Annotated in this window: 18 protein-coding genes and 1 pseudogene; 16 read left to right on the plus strand and 3 right to left on the minus strand. The window is 70.0% G+C overall.

The genetic code is table 11. The annotated features are described in order from the left end of the window. The first annotated feature begins 32 nt into the window (after positions 1–32). From ACFWUZ_RS27570 to ACFWUZ_RS27590, 5 genes and pseudogenes are all read left to right on the plus strand, one after another. Positions 33–836 (plus strand): alpha/beta fold hydrolase, encoded by an 804-nt coding sequence (locus ACFWUZ_RS27570; protein WP_384378376.1) that lies wholly within the window; start codon positions 33–35, stop codon positions 834–836. Continuing rightward, complete coding sequence (locus tag ACFWUZ_RS27575) at positions 836–2,110, plus strand: PP2C family protein-serine/threonine phosphatase (RefSeq protein ID WP_384378379.1); 1,275 nt, start codon at positions 836–838, stop codon at positions 2,108–2,110. Before ACFWUZ_RS27570 ends, ACFWUZ_RS27575 begins: the two co-directional genes overlap by 1 nt. Then, positions 2,107–2,433 (plus strand): annotated as a pseudogene (locus ACFWUZ_RS27580) (STAS domain-containing protein). The gene ACFWUZ_RS27575 and the pseudogene ACFWUZ_RS27580 overlap by 4 nt, the downstream one beginning before the upstream one ends. A gap of 881 nt (positions 2,434–3,314) precedes the next feature. Then, positions 3,315–3,653 (plus strand): MerR family transcriptional regulator, encoded by a 339-nt coding sequence (locus ACFWUZ_RS27585; protein WP_384378382.1) that lies wholly within the window; start codon positions 3,315–3,317, stop codon positions 3,651–3,653. A 253-nt stretch (positions 3,654–3,906) separates the two neighbouring features. Then, positions 3,907–4,266 (plus strand): PRC-barrel domain containing protein, encoded by a 360-nt coding sequence (locus ACFWUZ_RS27590; protein ID WP_384378385.1) that lies wholly within the window; start codon positions 3,907–3,909, stop codon positions 4,264–4,266. A gap of 66 nt (positions 4,267–4,332) precedes the next feature. On the opposite strand, the gene ACFWUZ_RS27595 is transcribed toward ACFWUZ_RS27590, so the two are convergent. Then, entirely contained in the window at positions 4,333–5,118 is a 786-nt protein-coding gene (locus tag ACFWUZ_RS27595; protein WP_384378388.1) for a hemolysin III family protein, read from the minus strand. A gap of 184 nt (positions 5,119–5,302) precedes the next feature. Here ACFWUZ_RS27595 and ACFWUZ_RS27600 point away from each other — a divergent pair, with 184 nt between their 5' ends. Continuing rightward, positions 5,303–5,863 carry a hypothetical protein gene (locus ACFWUZ_RS27600; protein WP_384378391.1) on the plus strand — a complete coding sequence of 187 codons (561 nt, stop codon included), beginning with the start codon at positions 5,303–5,305 and terminating at the stop codon, positions 5,861–5,863. A gap of 32 nt (positions 5,864–5,895) precedes the next feature. Here ACFWUZ_RS27600 and ACFWUZ_RS27605 read toward each other — a convergent pair whose 3' ends face one another. Continuing rightward, positions 5,896–6,321: a hypothetical protein gene (locus ACFWUZ_RS27605; protein ID WP_384378394.1), complete on the minus strand. Its 426-nt coding sequence runs from the start codon at positions 6,319–6,321 to the stop codon at positions 5,896–5,898. A gap of 171 nt (positions 6,322–6,492) precedes the next feature. On the opposite strand from ACFWUZ_RS27605, the gene sigJ reads away from it, so the two are divergent. Next, a complete protein-coding gene (gene sigJ, locus ACFWUZ_RS27610; protein ID WP_384378397.1) occupies positions 6,493–7,446 on the plus strand; it encodes an RNA polymerase sigma factor SigJ in 954 nt (317 codons plus the stop codon). 25 nt (positions 7,447–7,471) lie between these two features. Here the strand turns inward: sigJ and ACFWUZ_RS27615 are convergent, their stop codons facing one another. Next, complete coding sequence (locus ACFWUZ_RS27615; protein WP_384378400.1) at positions 7,472–8,374, minus strand: helix-turn-helix domain-containing protein; 903 nt, start codon at positions 8,372–8,374, stop codon at positions 7,472–7,474. 422 nt (positions 8,375–8,796) lie between these two features. On the opposite strand from ACFWUZ_RS27615, the gene ACFWUZ_RS27620 reads away from it, so the two are divergent. From ACFWUZ_RS27620 to ACFWUZ_RS27660, 9 genes are all read left to right on the plus strand, one after another. Further along, positions 8,797–9,474: an ice-binding family protein gene (locus ACFWUZ_RS27620; RefSeq protein WP_384378403.1), complete on the plus strand. Its 678-nt coding sequence runs from the start codon at positions 8,797–8,799 to the stop codon at positions 9,472–9,474. Positions 9,475–9,627: 153 nt separating this feature from the next. Next, positions 9,628–10,323: a DUF5819 family protein gene (locus ACFWUZ_RS27625; RefSeq protein ID WP_384378406.1), complete on the plus strand. Its 696-nt coding sequence runs from the start codon at positions 9,628–9,630 to the stop codon at positions 10,321–10,323. Beyond that, on the plus strand, positions 10,310–11,446 hold the full coding sequence (locus tag ACFWUZ_RS27630) for an HTTM domain-containing protein (protein ID WP_384378409.1): 1,137 nt from the start codon (positions 10,310–10,312) through the stop codon (positions 11,444–11,446). Before ACFWUZ_RS27625 ends, ACFWUZ_RS27630 begins: the two co-directional genes overlap by 14 nt. Before the next feature lie 104 nt (positions 11,447–11,550). Next, positions 11,551–11,850: a hypothetical protein gene (locus ACFWUZ_RS27635; RefSeq protein ID WP_384378412.1), complete on the plus strand. Its 300-nt coding sequence runs from the start codon at positions 11,551–11,553 to the stop codon at positions 11,848–11,850. 13 nt (positions 11,851–11,863) lie between these two features. Further along, positions 11,864–12,970 carry a class V lanthionine synthetase subunit LxmK gene (lxmK, locus tag ACFWUZ_RS27640; protein ID WP_384378415.1) on the plus strand — a complete coding sequence of 369 codons (1,107 nt, stop codon included), beginning with the start codon at positions 11,864–11,866 and terminating at the stop codon, positions 12,968–12,970. Then, on the plus strand, positions 12,967–14,010 hold the full coding sequence (locus ACFWUZ_RS27645; RefSeq protein WP_384378418.1) for a T3SS effector HopA1 family protein: 1,044 nt from the start codon (positions 12,967–12,969) through the stop codon (positions 14,008–14,010). The genes lxmK and ACFWUZ_RS27645 overlap by 4 nt, the downstream gene beginning before the upstream one ends. A gap of 127 nt (positions 14,011–14,137) precedes the next feature. Continuing rightward, entirely contained in the window at positions 14,138–14,344 is a 207-nt protein-coding gene (locus tag ACFWUZ_RS27650; protein WP_030718520.1) for an LxmA leader domain family RiPP, read from the plus strand. Between the two features lie 67 nt (positions 14,345–14,411). Further along, a complete protein-coding gene (locus ACFWUZ_RS27655; RefSeq protein ID WP_158717266.1) occupies positions 14,412–14,582 on the plus strand; it encodes an LxmA leader domain family RiPP in 171 nt (56 codons plus the stop codon). 56 nt (positions 14,583–14,638) lie between these two features. After that, positions 14,639–14,763: LxmA leader domain family RiPP (locus ACFWUZ_RS27660; protein WP_384378637.1), on the plus strand; the 125-nt coding region annotated here is incomplete at its 3' end.

The raw sequence follows: 14,763 nt of genomic DNA on the forward strand, positions 1-14,763 counted from the left end.
GTAGGCGAGTGACTCCTGGGAAGCAGCGGTACATGGATATCGAGCGCAGGAACAACGTGACCGTGACCGGCAATCCGCAGGGCCCGACGGTGGTTCTGGCGCACGGGTTCGGCTGTGATCAGAACATGTGGCGGCTGACCGTACCGGCACTGACCGACGACTACCGGGTGGTGCTGTTCGACTACGTGGGCTCGGGGCGCTCAGATCTGTCCGCGTTCTCGGAGGACCGCTACAGATCCCTGGACGGTTACGCCCAGGACGTGGTGGAGGTGTGCGACGCGCTCGACCTGCGCGACGCGGTGTTCGTGGGGCACTCGGTCAGCGCGATGGTCGGCGTACTGGCGGCCGGGATGGCTCCGGAGCGTATCGGGGCGCTGGCGATGGTCGCTCCCTCCCCCCGGTACATCGATGACGAAGGCTATCGGGGCGGTTTCAGCGCGCAGGACATCGACGAGCTCCTGGAGTCGCTGGAAGCGAACTACCTGGGCTGGTCGGCGGCGATGGCACCGGTGATCATGGGGAATGCGGGCCGACCCGAGCTCGGTGAGGAGCTGGCCAACAGCTTCTGCGCCACCGACCCGGACATGGCACGCGTCTTCGCCCGGACCACGTTCCTGTCCGATGCGAGGGACGAACTGGGGAACGTGAGCGTGCCGACGCTGGTGCTGGAATGCACCCAGGACGCCATCGCACCACGGGAGGTCGGCGCCTTCGTCCACAAGGCGATCCCCGGCTCGACGCTGATCACCCTCGATGCGACCGGGCATTGCCCCCACCTGTCCGCTCCCGAGGCCACCAACGAGGCGCTCACCGCGTTCCTGGCGGGCCTGCGGTGATGTGCCGCACCGGGCAGCTGCCCGACCCGCACGGCGCGGACGAGGAGCAGACGTCGGACGCGGCGTTCGCCTGCCTGCTGGAGGACAGCGCCGAGGAGCTGTACGAGAGCGCACCGTGCGGGTATCTGTCCACGCTGATGGACGGCACCATAGCCAAGATCAACACCACGTTGCTGGACTGGCTCGGCGTCCAGCGGGACGCGGTGGTGGGCCGGATGCGGTTCACCGACCTGCTGACCGTGGGCGGCCGGCTCTACCACGAGACGCACTTCGCGCCCCTGCTGCGCATGCAGAGCGAGATCGGCGGCGTCGCCCTCGAGATCAAACAAGCCGACGGCGGCCGGATGCCCGTGCTGGTCTCCTCCGTGGTCAAGCGCGGAGCCACGGGCGAGCCGCTGCTGATCCGCACCACCGTCTTCAACGCCCGCGACCGCCGGGCCTACGAAGAGGAACTCCTGCGGGCCCGTAAGGCGGCCGAGGAAGCACACAGACAGGCGGAGATCGACCGTGCCCGGCTGCAGGACGCCCTGGCGGTACTCCAGCAGTCGCTGCTGCCCCACATCCTTCCGGTCATCCCCGGAGTGGAGACGGCCGCCCACTACCGCACCGCCTCTCCCGACCGGCTCGGCGGCGACTTCTACGACGTCTTCCCCCTCGACGACCGGCGCTTCGCCTTCTTCCTCGGTGACGTGTGCGGCAAAGGCCCCCAGGCTGCCGCGGTCACCTCGCTGACCCGCTACACCCTGCGCGCCGCCGCCCTGCACGACCCTGACCCCGTGTCCGCCCTGTCGACCCTCAACACAGTGCTCCACGAGCGCTACAGCAGCGGCGACCCCCGTTACTGCACCGCCATCTTCGGCATTCTCGAACCCGCCCTCACCACGGGGCACGTCGCCGTCGTCCTCGCCTCGGGCGGCCACCCGCCGGCCCTCCTCCTGCGCGCCGACGGCACAGCCGACTCCCTGGCAACCCCGGGCGGCCTCCTCGTCGGCATCCTGCCGGACGCGCACTTCGCCACCGCCACCACCACCCTCGCCCCCGGCGACACCCTCCTGCTCTACACCGACGGCCTCACCGAGGCCCGCACTGGCGAAGGGCGCACCTCTCTGTACGGGGACGAAGCCCTGCGCGCCTTCGCCACCGGCCACGCCGGGAGGTCCCCGGACCAGATCATCGAGGCCCTGACCGGTCTGCTGGACGGCTTCGGCGACGGCCTCGACGACGACACCGCTCTTCTCGCCTTCGGCGTCCCCACGGCGAAGAACCCGCGATGAAACCGCTGGGGATCACCACCCGGAACTCCCCCACCGGCCCCGTCCTGGCGATCACCGGCGAACTCGACTGCGCCACCGCCCCGGGCCTGCGTGACTTCATCGCCGCGCTCAGCCTCTAACCGGGCCGGCTCCTCGTCCTGGACCTCGCCGGCATGGAATTCTGCGACTCCAGCGGCATCAGCGCCCTGATCGCCGCCCGCAACCACGCGCAGGCCGCCCGAGCCGACATCGCACTCGCCGCCGTCCCCGCCCACACTCTGCGCGTCCTGCGCATCACCGGCTTGGACCAGGTGTTCCGCCTCCTGCCCGGTACCGGGTCCTGACCGCCAGGAATCCGTGCGGAGAAGCCCCCGTGGGTGACGAGCTCCGAGACGACCATGATCACGGTTTCGGCGCATCCAGGGCCGACGGCCTGCTGCCCTAGGGCTCCGGCGTCCAACCCGACCGAACCCGATTACCTCCACGACACGCACGCAGAAATCTATCGCGGCTGGAGTAGACATTGGGGGGCGGCGTAGTTATGGTTTCTCTCGTAGCCCAGAGAGAAGCAAGGCCTGGCAGAGACGAACTGCCGGTCGCGTTACTCGCAGTACCCGTAGTTGCAGTGCGCAGGACGGTGCGGTGGTGGAGTGTCGAAGCCAGGGTTGATGCAGGACGGCGACGGGACTGACGACCGGACCGGGTGGCCCGCAGTGGTCAGGGGCCACCACCAGCAGTACCCAGCAGTGAAGTGAATGAGCAGCACCTCGGTGAAGGCGTCGGCTGCGGGCGCGCGCACCGGGAAGTTCGGCAGTGGGGTTCCAAGCCAGAGCAGACGCACGATGGGCGACGGGGCTGGCTGCCGGAGCGGCGCTGGGTCAGGCCGCGAGCAGGACCAGCAGTTCGCAGTACCAGCAGTACGCATCACCCGCAGTACGCAGTCCCCGTTTGGTAAGCAGTTGATCACCGAGGGAAGAACGGAGGAGCTTGGCGCCATCAGGATCGCCCGGGCCCGCAGTTCGAAGCCCGGGTACCGCAGGACATCGTCAGTGAGGTGGTCTCCGGTCAAGCAACCGCGATCCCCGCACCCGGATCACGTATGAACCGGGTCTGCGGACACAGAAGGCCGGCGCAGTATCAGGGCCGGCAGATGGTGTAGTAGTTCCTTCGGGGCCCTGGTGCCATAGGCACCAGGGCCCCTCCACGCGTTCCAGAAAGAGGTTCAGTGACAGCAGACGACTCGTTCGGCCGTCTCGACGACGACGACTACCCCGCCTACACCATGGGCCGGGCTGCCGCGATGCTCGGCACCACCCAAGGGTTCCTCCGCGCCCTGGGCGAGGCCCGCCTCATCACCCCGCTCCGCTCGGACGGCGGTCACCGCCGCTACTCCCGCTACCAGCTCCGTATCGCCGCCCGCGCCCGCGAACTCGTCGACCACGGCACCCCGATCGAAGCCGCCTGCCGCATCATCATCCTCGAAGACCAGCTCGAAGAAGCCCAGCGCATCAACGCCGAATACCGCCGGGCCGGCGAATCCTCCGCTCCATCAGCCTCGGCCTGAGGTCATCGTGCCCGTCGGCGACGGCGGGCTCACGATCTCCAAGCATTCCCGAGGTGACGTGGACCCCGGACGGAGCGCCGCTCCGGCGCCGGGGCTTCCGCGAGGTTCATCCCGGCCCCGGCCCTGACGCACACACCGGAATTGCTCCGCGGAATCGGTTGTACGGCAAGCACGGGGGCATGCGGTCGGGCAGATGCGAACCGGCGGTGCACCGAGCCACCACTCCCGGTCGCCGAGGACGAGGAGACGGTCTGTGAGCGGAGTGTGGATGTACGCACGGGACAGCGGCTACCAGTCCGGGCTGTCGCTGGTGGGATTCACCGTGGAGGCCTCTGACGGCGTCATCGGCCACGTCGACCGACAACAGGACCGGTCCGGCATGCAGCACCTGGTGGTCGACACCGGCGTGTGGGTGTTCGGCAGGAGCGTCCTGATCCCGGCCGGCGCCATTGCCCGCATCGACACCGAAGCGCAGGCGGTGACGGTCTCGGCCACGCAGGAAGAGATCAAGAACGCGCCCCGGTTCACCACCGACAGCGAAACGGCCGAGCACGACTACCTGTCCGCGGTCGGCAACTACTACGTCTCCCTCCGCCCCCCGCTCGCGCCCTGATCCGACGCCGGTCGGCCCTCATGGCTGCACGCAACCGGGCGGACAGGCATCAGCGCGTGGTCGTGCTCAGGAGGCGGCGCGGAAGACGGCGATGTAGTGCGCGGTGAAGGCTGCCACGGTCAGGGCGTGGAACACCTCGTGGTAACCGAACCAGCGGGGTGAGGGGTCGGGGCGCTGGAGTGCGTACACGACCGCGCCCGCGCTGTAGAGCAGCCCGCCGGTCACCACCAGGGTGAGTACGGCCGCGCCGCCGCTGTGCAGGAAGTCGGACAGGTAACGCACCGGTGCCCAGCCCAGGGCCAGGTAGCAGGGGGTGTACAGCCACCGGGGAGCGCCGATCCACAGGACGCGGAAGGCGATGCCGGCCAGAGCGCCCGTCCACACGATCCACAGGAGGACGGACCGCTGGTCAGGGGCGAGAAGGAGCACGGCCAGCGGAGTGCAGGTGCCGGCGATGATCAGGAAGATGTTGGCGTGGTCCAGGCGGCGCAGGACGGCCTCGCCGAGCGGCCCCCAGGTGCCGAGGTGGTAGACGGCGCTCGTCCCGAACAGCAGCCAGGCGGTGACGGCGTACACGGTGCAAGCCACAGTGGCCTGCAGTGTTCCTGCCGCACAGATGAGGACGATGCCCGCCGCCAGGGACGCGGGGACCATGCCGGCGTGGAGCCACCCTCGTAGCCTCGGCTTGATCGGCTCCACCAGATCGGCCGCTCGCTCGAACAGGTCGGCACCCGGCGGGGAGCCCTCGCTTCCTCCACCCGTCGGCACGGAGAGCACACTGCCGGCTCCGGCGTCGTCCCGGGACACTGCTGCCCGTCCTGGCTCGGACCGCTGGGCATCACTGGCAACCATGAATTCATGGTAGGAGCTGACCGGGAACGGCATCACCGGGCGTGGCTGGTCAGCCGCCCCGTGGGTGCGGTTCGGCCAGTCTTCCGGCAACTGGGGCCGGGGAACTCGTGTAATCCGGCGGGCCAGGGGAACGATCTGGGCTTCCGAACGGGCCTCTCCGCTCTCCTACGTTCAAGGACCGCCGATGCTTCCCGAGTTCCGCTCCCCCGCGTCCTTCCCCCTTTCCCATCAGCTGGAACAGCGGCTGGGGCTGGACCCACGTCTCGAAGCCGGCCGCATCGACGTGGAGCGCGTCGCGGACATCGCCGTCGTCGCATCGGCCCACTCCGACGGGTACGCGGCAACCGCACACCTCCTCGGTCTCCTGGCCGCACTTCCCGCCCCCACCGAGTCCGGGGAGCACTTCTGGTCAGACCTGTGGAGGTCCTCGGGCTCCCTCTACTTGCTGCCCTCCCACATCAAGGCGTTCGTGCTGAGTTCGCTGGCAGGAGAAGGCACCGGCCTGGCCCGGCAGATCCTCTCGGCCTTCGACGAGATGACCCCGCCTCAGCGCATCGCAGCCGGAGAGGTCATCGGCCAGGCACTCGCCGAATCCGACCACCTCCCCGACCTCAAAACCCAGGTCATCGGCGAACTGTGGCTCCGCGACCTCGAACTCACCGCCTGGCGCGTCCTGCACGCGGACCACAAATCAGCCGATCCGGCCAGGCGGGAAGCCTTCTTCGCCGCATGGACGAGTGTCTGATGAAGGGGAGGGATCCTGACGGCTGCCGCCCCTCAGCCACCGACCGTCATGCGCTGCTCGCGACCCGCCGCGCCGCCCGACAGACGGGTGGACAGCACCTGGCCCAGCTCCAGCATGCTCAGGCCGAACATCAGGATCCCCAGGGGGACATGGAGCGACGACACGTGCGCGATGCCCAACACCACCTGCACCGAGGCGAGGACGAGGAAGCCGGACGCGTACAGGATGGGGCGCGGCGAGCCGCCGCCCGGCCGCCAGGCCAGGATCGCAGCGAGCACGTACAACATCGATGCGCCGTACATCACGCGTGAGCCGGCGTCGTGCAGTGCCTGGCCGTACGACGAGGACAGCAGGATCCCGGCGGTTGCGGCCTGAAAAAAGATCGCCAAGGTCTGCAGGGCCATCGCCACCTGCAGGAACGTGGGCCGGCCCGGTACTGCCGTCGTCTGCGTGGCCATGGCGCGGCCCCCTCTTCTGCCTCGCGGCGGTGGATCGTCAGTGTCTCGCCGGTCCGACGACGCGGGCCCGCGAAATGTGAGGCGAAGCGCAGAGCTCACCATCCGGTGCGGTGTTTCGTCGAAGTGCCGAGAGCCGAAGCGGACGAGAAGAACCAGGGAGCGGTCGCGACCATGAGCACCCCATCCGAGGCAGGGCACGACCGGTCCGAGCCGTGCCTGAGCAGGATCGTCGACGAGCGACGCCAACTGATCAACCTCGCCTACCGGATGCTCGGTTCACTGGCCGAGGCCGAGGACGCCGTGCAGGAGACCTACACCCGCTGGTACGCGATGTCGCGGCAACAGCAGGAGGCCATCGAGTCACCCGGTGCCTGGCTGACGACGGTGGCCAGCCGCATCTGCCTCGACGTCCTCGGTTCGGCGCGGGCCCGGCGCGAGCGCTACGTCGGCGCATGGATACCCGAGCCGCTGCCCGACCGCACGGAGTGGATGAGCGGACGGACCGGCGGCGGCAGCGCCGAACCGGCCGACCCCGCCGACCGGATCACCCTGGACGAGTCGGTGAACATGGCCTTCCTCGTCGTACTGGAGGCGATGACGCCGGCCGAACGCGTGGCGTTCATCCTGCACGACGTCTTCCGCTACCCCTTCGCCGAGGTCGCCGAGATCGTCGGACGGACGCCCGCGGCCTGCCGGCAACTGGCGTCCTCGGCCCGCCGGCGTCTTCACGCCGCGCAGGCCCCGGCGGGAGCGACGGCCGGGCAGGCAGGCCTGGTACGGGACTTCAAGGAGGCGTGGGAGGCCAAGGACATCAAGGCGCTCGTCGGACTCCTCGACCCCGACGCCACGATGACCGCCGACGGCGGCGGCCTGGTCGGCACCGTGCTGCGCCCGGTCCGAGGCAGCGAGCACATCGCCCAGTACCTGATCCACATCGCCGACAAGGCCCCCGGACTGACCCTGCTGGAACGGACGGTCAACGGCCGGCCCGGCCTGGTCGCCCAGCACGCCGGGGTCACCGTGACCGTGGCGGCGTTCAGCCTCAGCGGCGGCCGCGTCACCCGCATCTGGGCGGTCCGCAACCCGGAAAAACTCCGCCCGTGGACCGGGAACGGACCGAGCTGACCACGGGAGAGGGACCGCACGGCGATCACAGGTGCGGCGGGGACAACGGCCAGGCCTCCGGCCGGAATTCCGAGCCGACGTACGCCTTGACGGCTTCGGCGATGAATTCCCGAGTGCTGTCCGGTCTCAGCGCCTGGGCCTGCACATACGCATACATGTCGCTGTAGACCCGCACGTCGGATCGTTTCTCCAGATAGAGGTCGCTGGTGAACCTCTCCAGATACACCACGCTCACATCGGTGGCGTCGGCGAATTCGAGCAGCGAGAACTGCCCCGTGACGCCCGGGTGGGCCCCGGATTCATGGGGGAGGACCTGCACGGTGATGTGCGGCTGGGCACCGAGGTGGGTCAGATGCTCCAGCTGCTCGCGCATGACCTCCCGACTGCCTACGACGCGCCGCAGCGCCGATTCGTCCAGTACGGCCCATAAGCGCAGCGGACGTCCGGGGGTGCCCAGCCGGTCCTGGCGCCGCAGCCGTACCCGGAGGCGCCAGGCGGCCTCGTCGGCGGTGGCGTGAGGGATCGTTCCTGCGATGACCGCCCGGGCGTAGGCGGGGGTCTGCAACAGGCCCGGGACCACCAGGGGCTCGTAGGTCCGGACCGCGGCGGCTTCGGCCTCCAGGCCGATGTAGGCGCCGTACGGGATGTCACCGTAGGCGTTCCACCAGCCCTGCCGGCCGGATTCCCGGGCCAGCCGCATCAGCTCGTCGACGAGCTGCTGGTCCTGCACTGCGTACAGCAGGCAGAGGTCGCGCACATCGCGCGGCTTGATGAGGCGGCGGCCGTTCTCCAGCAGGCTGAGCTTGGGTTGGGAGATCAGCAGGCGCTCCGCCACCTGCTGCGCCGTCATCCCCCTGATCTGCCGGAGCCGGCGCAGCTCCGATCCCAGCCGGCGCCTGCTGACGGTGGGATTGACGGTGACGCCCACGGGTGGTGTTCCTTCGCTGCGAGAACCTTGTTTCCGGCGTGCAGAATGCCACGGCCCGGGGGGAGTTGGATCTTTCTGGGCGCCGTGTCGCGCCTGCTGTCGACGGGTCCGGTTCCGCCGCCGCGCGCATTCTCGTAGCGCGGGCCGCCATGCCGAGTGAATTCGCTTCTCCCCCCACAAGGCCCATCGATTCATTCAATTCTTTGTATTATTTTCCATCGGTACATCGCGCAGAAAATCCCCCGTATGAATCACCGGGCTCGTGCAGATTTCTGCGTAATATGCCAGCGGCAGAGAGACGGTCCTGTGTGACCGAGACCGTCAATTACGCCACCATCCACTTACAGGAGTTGGCCCCTCGATGACGCGGCGCGGCGCTCCGGCGCACAACGCCCGTCTGGATCGCGACGGCTCTCGCCACAGTGATCGCCTCCGCCGTGGTCGCGGTGACGCCGACCGAGGCACATGCAATCGCCACACCCGTACCTCTGGGCACGGCCGCCAGCTTTGCCGTGCTGGCCGGCTCGGAGATCACCAACACCGGCCCCACGGTGATCACCGGTGACCTGGGAGTGAGTCCGGGATCGGCAATCACCGGGTTCCCGCCCGGTCTCGTGCTCGGTACCCAGCATTCCGGACCGGTCGACCCGGTGGGACTCGACGCCAAGAACGACCTGGTCGCGGCCTACAACAACGCCGCCGGGCAGGCCACGGACGCGGTTCTTCCCCCCGACGTCGGGGGCCTGACGCTGGTTCCGGGTGTGTACACGGCACCTTCCACCCTCGGGCTCACCGGGACCCTCACCCTGGATGCGCAGGGCGACCCCAGAGCCGTGTGGGTGTTCCAGGTCGGTTCCGGGCTGACCACGGCGAGTTCCAGCAGCGTCTCCCTCATCAACGGGGCCCCGCCCTGCAACGTGTTCTGGCAGGTCGGGAGTTCGGCCGTCCTCGGAACGGAGACCGAATTCGTGGGCACCATCATGGCCGCGCCCGGCAAGCCCGGCCACGGCGGACACGACGAGCACGACGGGCGCGACGAGCACGGCAAGCAGGACGGACACGGGCACGACGGGCACGACGGGCACGACGGACGCGCGTAGGGAGCAGGGCGGGCCGGCTGCCGGGGCAGTCGGCCCGCCTTCCACGGGACGGGCGGGCCGGACGGCACGCCGGGTCCGGAAGGAACCACGACATGAACAGTCCCGACGGAAAGGCCGGGTGGGGCCGTGCTGGGCGGTGCCGAGTCAGCCGACGTGAAGGAACCGGAACACTGCGAGGCCGTCAGGGCCGCCGAAGGCCGGGACGGCGGACCACCCCACACACACGCAGGTGAGTCCGGGCCGCCCGGCCCGCTGAAGGCGGGCCCCGCCGCCGTCGTCGTCCTGTGCCTGGCAACGGCGTTGATCCACGTCCTCCTGGTCTTCCTGCACGTGGCGCCACCGAACGTGGTGTCGCAGCTGTACAGCCGGCCTATCAACGCGTGGATCCACCCCCTGTTCGAGCAGAACTGGCGGCTGTTCGCCCCGGACCCGGAGTCGGTCAACCGGCAGATCTCCGCGAGGACCGGACGGACGGCACCGGACGGCACCGTGGAGGTGAGCGGCTGGTTCGACCTGAGCGCCGTGGACAACTCCGCCGTCACCCATAGCCCCTTCCCGAGCCACACGGCACAGAACACGCTGCGCCGGGCCTGGAGTTCCTACCTCGAAGCGTTCGGCGGGGACGACACGCCGCGGTCGGAGCGGGCCGTGATGATGCAGACGTACCTGCGCAACATCGCGGCGGATCGCATCGCCGCGCACCGGGGCGGCTCCTTCGACTCCGTCCAGCTGCGCGTGATCACCCTGCCCGTCCCTCCCGCGAACGCATCAGGCGGTGCCCGGCGGACCGTACCCGTCGACACCCGTTACCTGCCCTGGTGGAAGGTGGCCCCCCATGGAACAGACTGAGCCGGCACCGGCTGCCGCGCCCATCCGCCCCGCGGGCCGGCGCGCGCTCGACCGCACGAGCACGCTCCTGACCCTGCTGGTGGACAAGCCGGTCTCCCTGTACGCCGCGGCCGTCCTGCGCATCGGGTACGGGCTGCTCTACCTCGTCTTCCTGGTGCGCGAGTTCCCCCACCGCGACGAGATCTGGGGTCCGGGTTCGCCGTGGACGCCCGCGCTGGCGCGGCAGCTCTTCGACGAGACCGGGTGGGTCTCCCTCCTCACCCTGTCCGACAGCCGGGCGTACTTCGAGGCCTGCTACGCGGCCGCCCTCGTCACGTCCGCGCTCTTCATGCTGGGCTGGCGGACCAGGGTCGTGTCCGTGCTGTTCGCGGTCGTGGTGGCGTCGTTCCACGCCCGGGCGATCTTCATGACGGACGGGGGCGACAACCTTCTCCTGCTCATGTCCGTGTACCTCGTCTTCACCGCCTGCGGCCGCCGCTGGTCCCTGGACGCACGCAGGAAGGCGGGCCGGCCGGCGGACGGCGGCCGGCCCGGGAGCCGGTTGCGCGACTTCCGCCGGACCCTGGGCACCGTGCTGCACAACTGCGGCATGTTCGTCATCGCCGCCCAGGTCTGCTTCCTCTACGGATCCGCGGTCCTGTACAAGGTGCAGGGCGGCTCCTGGGGCAACGGGACCGCCCTCCACTACGTGCTGAACCTCGACCTCTTCCGGCCGTGGCCCGCGCTGTCCCTCCTGCTGGACGGGCACGCGGTCGTGATCGCCGTCGCCGGCTACCTGACGGTCCTGCTGCAGGTCGCCTTCCCGTTCGTCCTGTTCGGCAGGCTCAAGTACCCCGTGCTGACGATGCTGGTGGGCCTGCACCTGGGGATCGCGGTCGTCCTGGGACTGCCGCTCTTCTCCGGCGTGATGATCGTCGCGGACGCCGTCTTCCTCCCGGACCGCTTCTACCGGTCCTTGGTCCGGCGCCGGCCGTGGACCGCACGCCCGGCAGGCTCCGGAACGGTGCAGGATCCGGCGCGGGGCACATCCGCCCTCGTGCCGCCTCAGCCCGGTCCGACCGGTGCGCTGCGGGGTGCAGGAAACGGCACTGCCGGCCCCTCCGGGACCCGTGCAGGAAGCTGAACCGTCCATACAGGAAGCTGAACGGTTTTCCCCCTCTCAGGGCCCTTCCGACGCGGCAGAGTTGTCCACGTCGAGAAGGAAACGACACCACGAGGGGAAACGAAATGCCGAAGTCGGCCACCGCCAAGGAACGTTCGAAGAAGCGCTCTGTCTACGTATTCACCGCACTGGGACTGATCGCCGGAATCGCCGCCGCGACCCTGACCAATTCGGGTGACTCGGACGACCGTTCCGCCGCACCGGCCGGCATCCACCAGGTCACCACGGCCTCCGGGACCGCCACGATCGCCCTGCCGAAGCCCTCCATCCCGGGCTGGCAGATCCCCGGCTGGCAGATCCCCGGCTGGCAGGGCCCGTCCGCCGACGGCGCCGGTTCCGCCGGCACCCCGACGCAGAGCGTCTGAGGCCGGCCACCCGATGTCGACCACATTCGCTCCCGTCGATCTCGACGGAGTCCCGGCGGTTGAATCCTTTCTCGACCGTATGGGATTCGGCCACTTCGACAGAAAATCGGTCTCCGCGCCGATAGGCCGCAACGAAATATGGGCCGGCAGCACGGAAAACGGCCGGAACGTGTTCGTCAAACGGCTCGTCGGAACCGACGACGACGTCCGCAACCGGATGCGGCGCATGCTCGCCTTCGAGCGGTTCGCCGTCACCCTCCCGCCCCACGCACTGCGCGGCCCGGTCTTCCTGGGCCACGACGCCGCCGAACGGCTGGTCGCCTTCACCTACCTCGACGGCGCCCGCAGCGGTGCCGAGCTGATGGTGGACGAGAGCTTCGACGACGAGCTGGCCGGCCAGGTCGGCCGCGCCATCGGCCTCCTGCACGGAGCGGACCACCCCGGTCCCGAGGAACTGGACACCACCCCGCCGGCGCTGCCCTCCCTGGGCTTCCTCCAGGGCCTGCCCCCGGGCATGTTCGACAACCTGGGCTTCGCCGAACTCCAGGCCTGGCGCCTGATGCAGAGCGACGCACAACTGGTCGAGGCCCTGACGCGGCTGCGTGCTGCCGAGGACGCCGCGCCCAAGGTCCCCTCCCACTGCGACTTCCGCGTCGACCAGCTCCTGCTCACCGACGAGGGCCTGTACGTGGCGGACTGGGAGGAGTTCCGGCTCGCCGACCCCGCCCGCGACGTCGGCGGCTTCGCCGGCGAGTGGCTCTACCGCTCGATCCTCGACGTGGTCACCACCCGCGGCGACGAGGAGGGCGACGGGCCCGAGGAGTACGAGCTCACCCACGAAGCGATCCTCAGCCGCGGCGTGGCCAAGATCGAACGCCTGCGCCCCAAGATCCGGCACTTCTGGCAGGAGTACGCCGCCGTACGACCCGCCATGGACCCCGGACTCCCCGAGCGGGCCGCCGCCTTCGCCGGCTGGCACATGCTCGACCGCCTGATCGCCGGCAGTACGCAGCGCATGCGCCTGTCCGGCATCGAGCGGGCAGCCGCCGGCATCGGCCGCGGCATCCTGCTCCACCCCCAGAAGTTCGTCACCGCACTCGGATTGGAGGTAACCCCGTGAGAACGACCCTGACCGAAGCCCCCGCCCCGGCACCGGCCGCCGCGCCGCCCGCCGCACTGCTCGACGCCCTGGACGGCATCCGCATCGCCGGCGACCGCCTCTCCGCGACCGTCGCCGGCCGTGAACTGAGCGCGGACAGCCCCGGCGAGCTCAAGACCCTGCTGGGCACCGCCCTGTACGAGACCCTGCACTCCGGCCAGGACGAGACGGCCTCCAAGCTGCCCCGGATCCTGCGCGACCCCGACTTCGAGCGGCGTCTCGGCGAGGCCGTACCGCACCGCACCGTCACCGCCCGGGCCGTGGTCCTGCCCCAGCCGCCCGGCACCCCCTCCGACGCCGGCGACGTGCTCGTCCTGCGGGACGGCATCCGGACCTGGACCCCCCGGCGGACCATGAACGTCGCCGACCCGGCCCCCGGCACCCTCGTCGAACTCGGCGTACCCGCCGCCCGGCCCGCGCTCTCCCCCGGCTTCTTCGTCGTCACCAGCCCGGTCGACCGGGGCGCACCGGCCGAACTGCTGCGCGTCTACCTGAACCTGACCGACCCCCAGGCCGCCCCTCAGGCCTGGCAGGCCGTCCTGACCCGGCTGAACGAACTGGAGATCGCCTACCAGGCCAAGGTCCTCTCCTGCCTGCCGCTCTACCCGCGGCGCGACGCCCTCGTCGTCTACCTCCAGCCCGACGCCTGGCACGCCGTACCGGTCCTCGCCGAACTGGCCCCGTCCCTGCCCGGACTGGGCACCGAGACCTCGCACTTCGTCCACCGCGTCGCCCCCGGCGTCGGCGTGGCCTTCGAGCCCGCGGACCACCGGCCGGCCATGCGCGGCCTCAGCTTCGGACAGCACCGCGCCGGTGCCGTCGCCGAAGCCCTGCTCGACCGGGCCCGCCACGGCACCCCGCTGGCCGAAGCCCTCACCGCCCGCTTCACCCAGGCGGGCATCGACCCGAACCGCCCGGCGCGCAACCTCACCTCGCCGGAACTCCCCGCACCCGCGACGCCGGACCCTGCCGGCTCCGTCCCGGCGGCTGCCGCGGCCTGAGGGGGCTGCAGGGCGTGAGTGCCCATGCACCCACTCCCTGCTTCCACCTCAGTACGTACCGCACGTGCACCACGTACGGCACACCTCACAGGTGCCCACCGGGCACCCATCCACAAGGAGAAGAACCATGGACAACGCTTCGATGATGGACCTGGTCGCCGGCTACAACACCTACGCCGAGGCCTCGGAGCTGGGTATCCAGGCGGTCGCCGACGCGCCGGCCACCACCCCGGTCTGCGCCGCGACCATCGCCGCCTCCGCCGTGTCCTCCGGCTGGTGCGCCTCGGCCGCCGCCTCCGCCGCCGGTGGCGCCACCTACAAGCTCGGCTGCTGATCCCCGCGGGATTCCCGCAGCCGCCGTCCCCCCGTACGCAGCCAGCCGACGAAGGGAGGTGAATCCCATGTCCCACGACCAGAACACGCTCGAGGAGCTGGTGACGGGCTACGAGTCCTACGCCGACGCCGACGAGATCGAGGTCGACGCGGTGACCGGCGCCCCGGCCACCACCCCGTTCTGCGGTGCCGCGGCGAGCTTCATGCTCAGCTACGTCACCACCAACGGACCCGGCTGAGCCGGAGCCGACCCCGACACACCGTCCATGCACACCCCTTGAAGGGAGATGAACCCATGACCAACGACCAGAACACGCTCGAAGAGCTGGTGACGGGCTACGAGTCCTACGCCGACGCCGACGAGATCGAGGTCGACGCGGTGACCGGCGCCCCGGCCACCACCCCGTTCTGCGGTGCCGT

Origin of the sequence: Streptomyces sp. NPDC058646 (assembly GCF_042716875.1) — a bacterium.
In the GTDB taxonomy this organism is placed as follows: Bacteria; Actinomycetota; Actinomycetes; order Streptomycetales; family Streptomycetaceae; genus Streptomyces.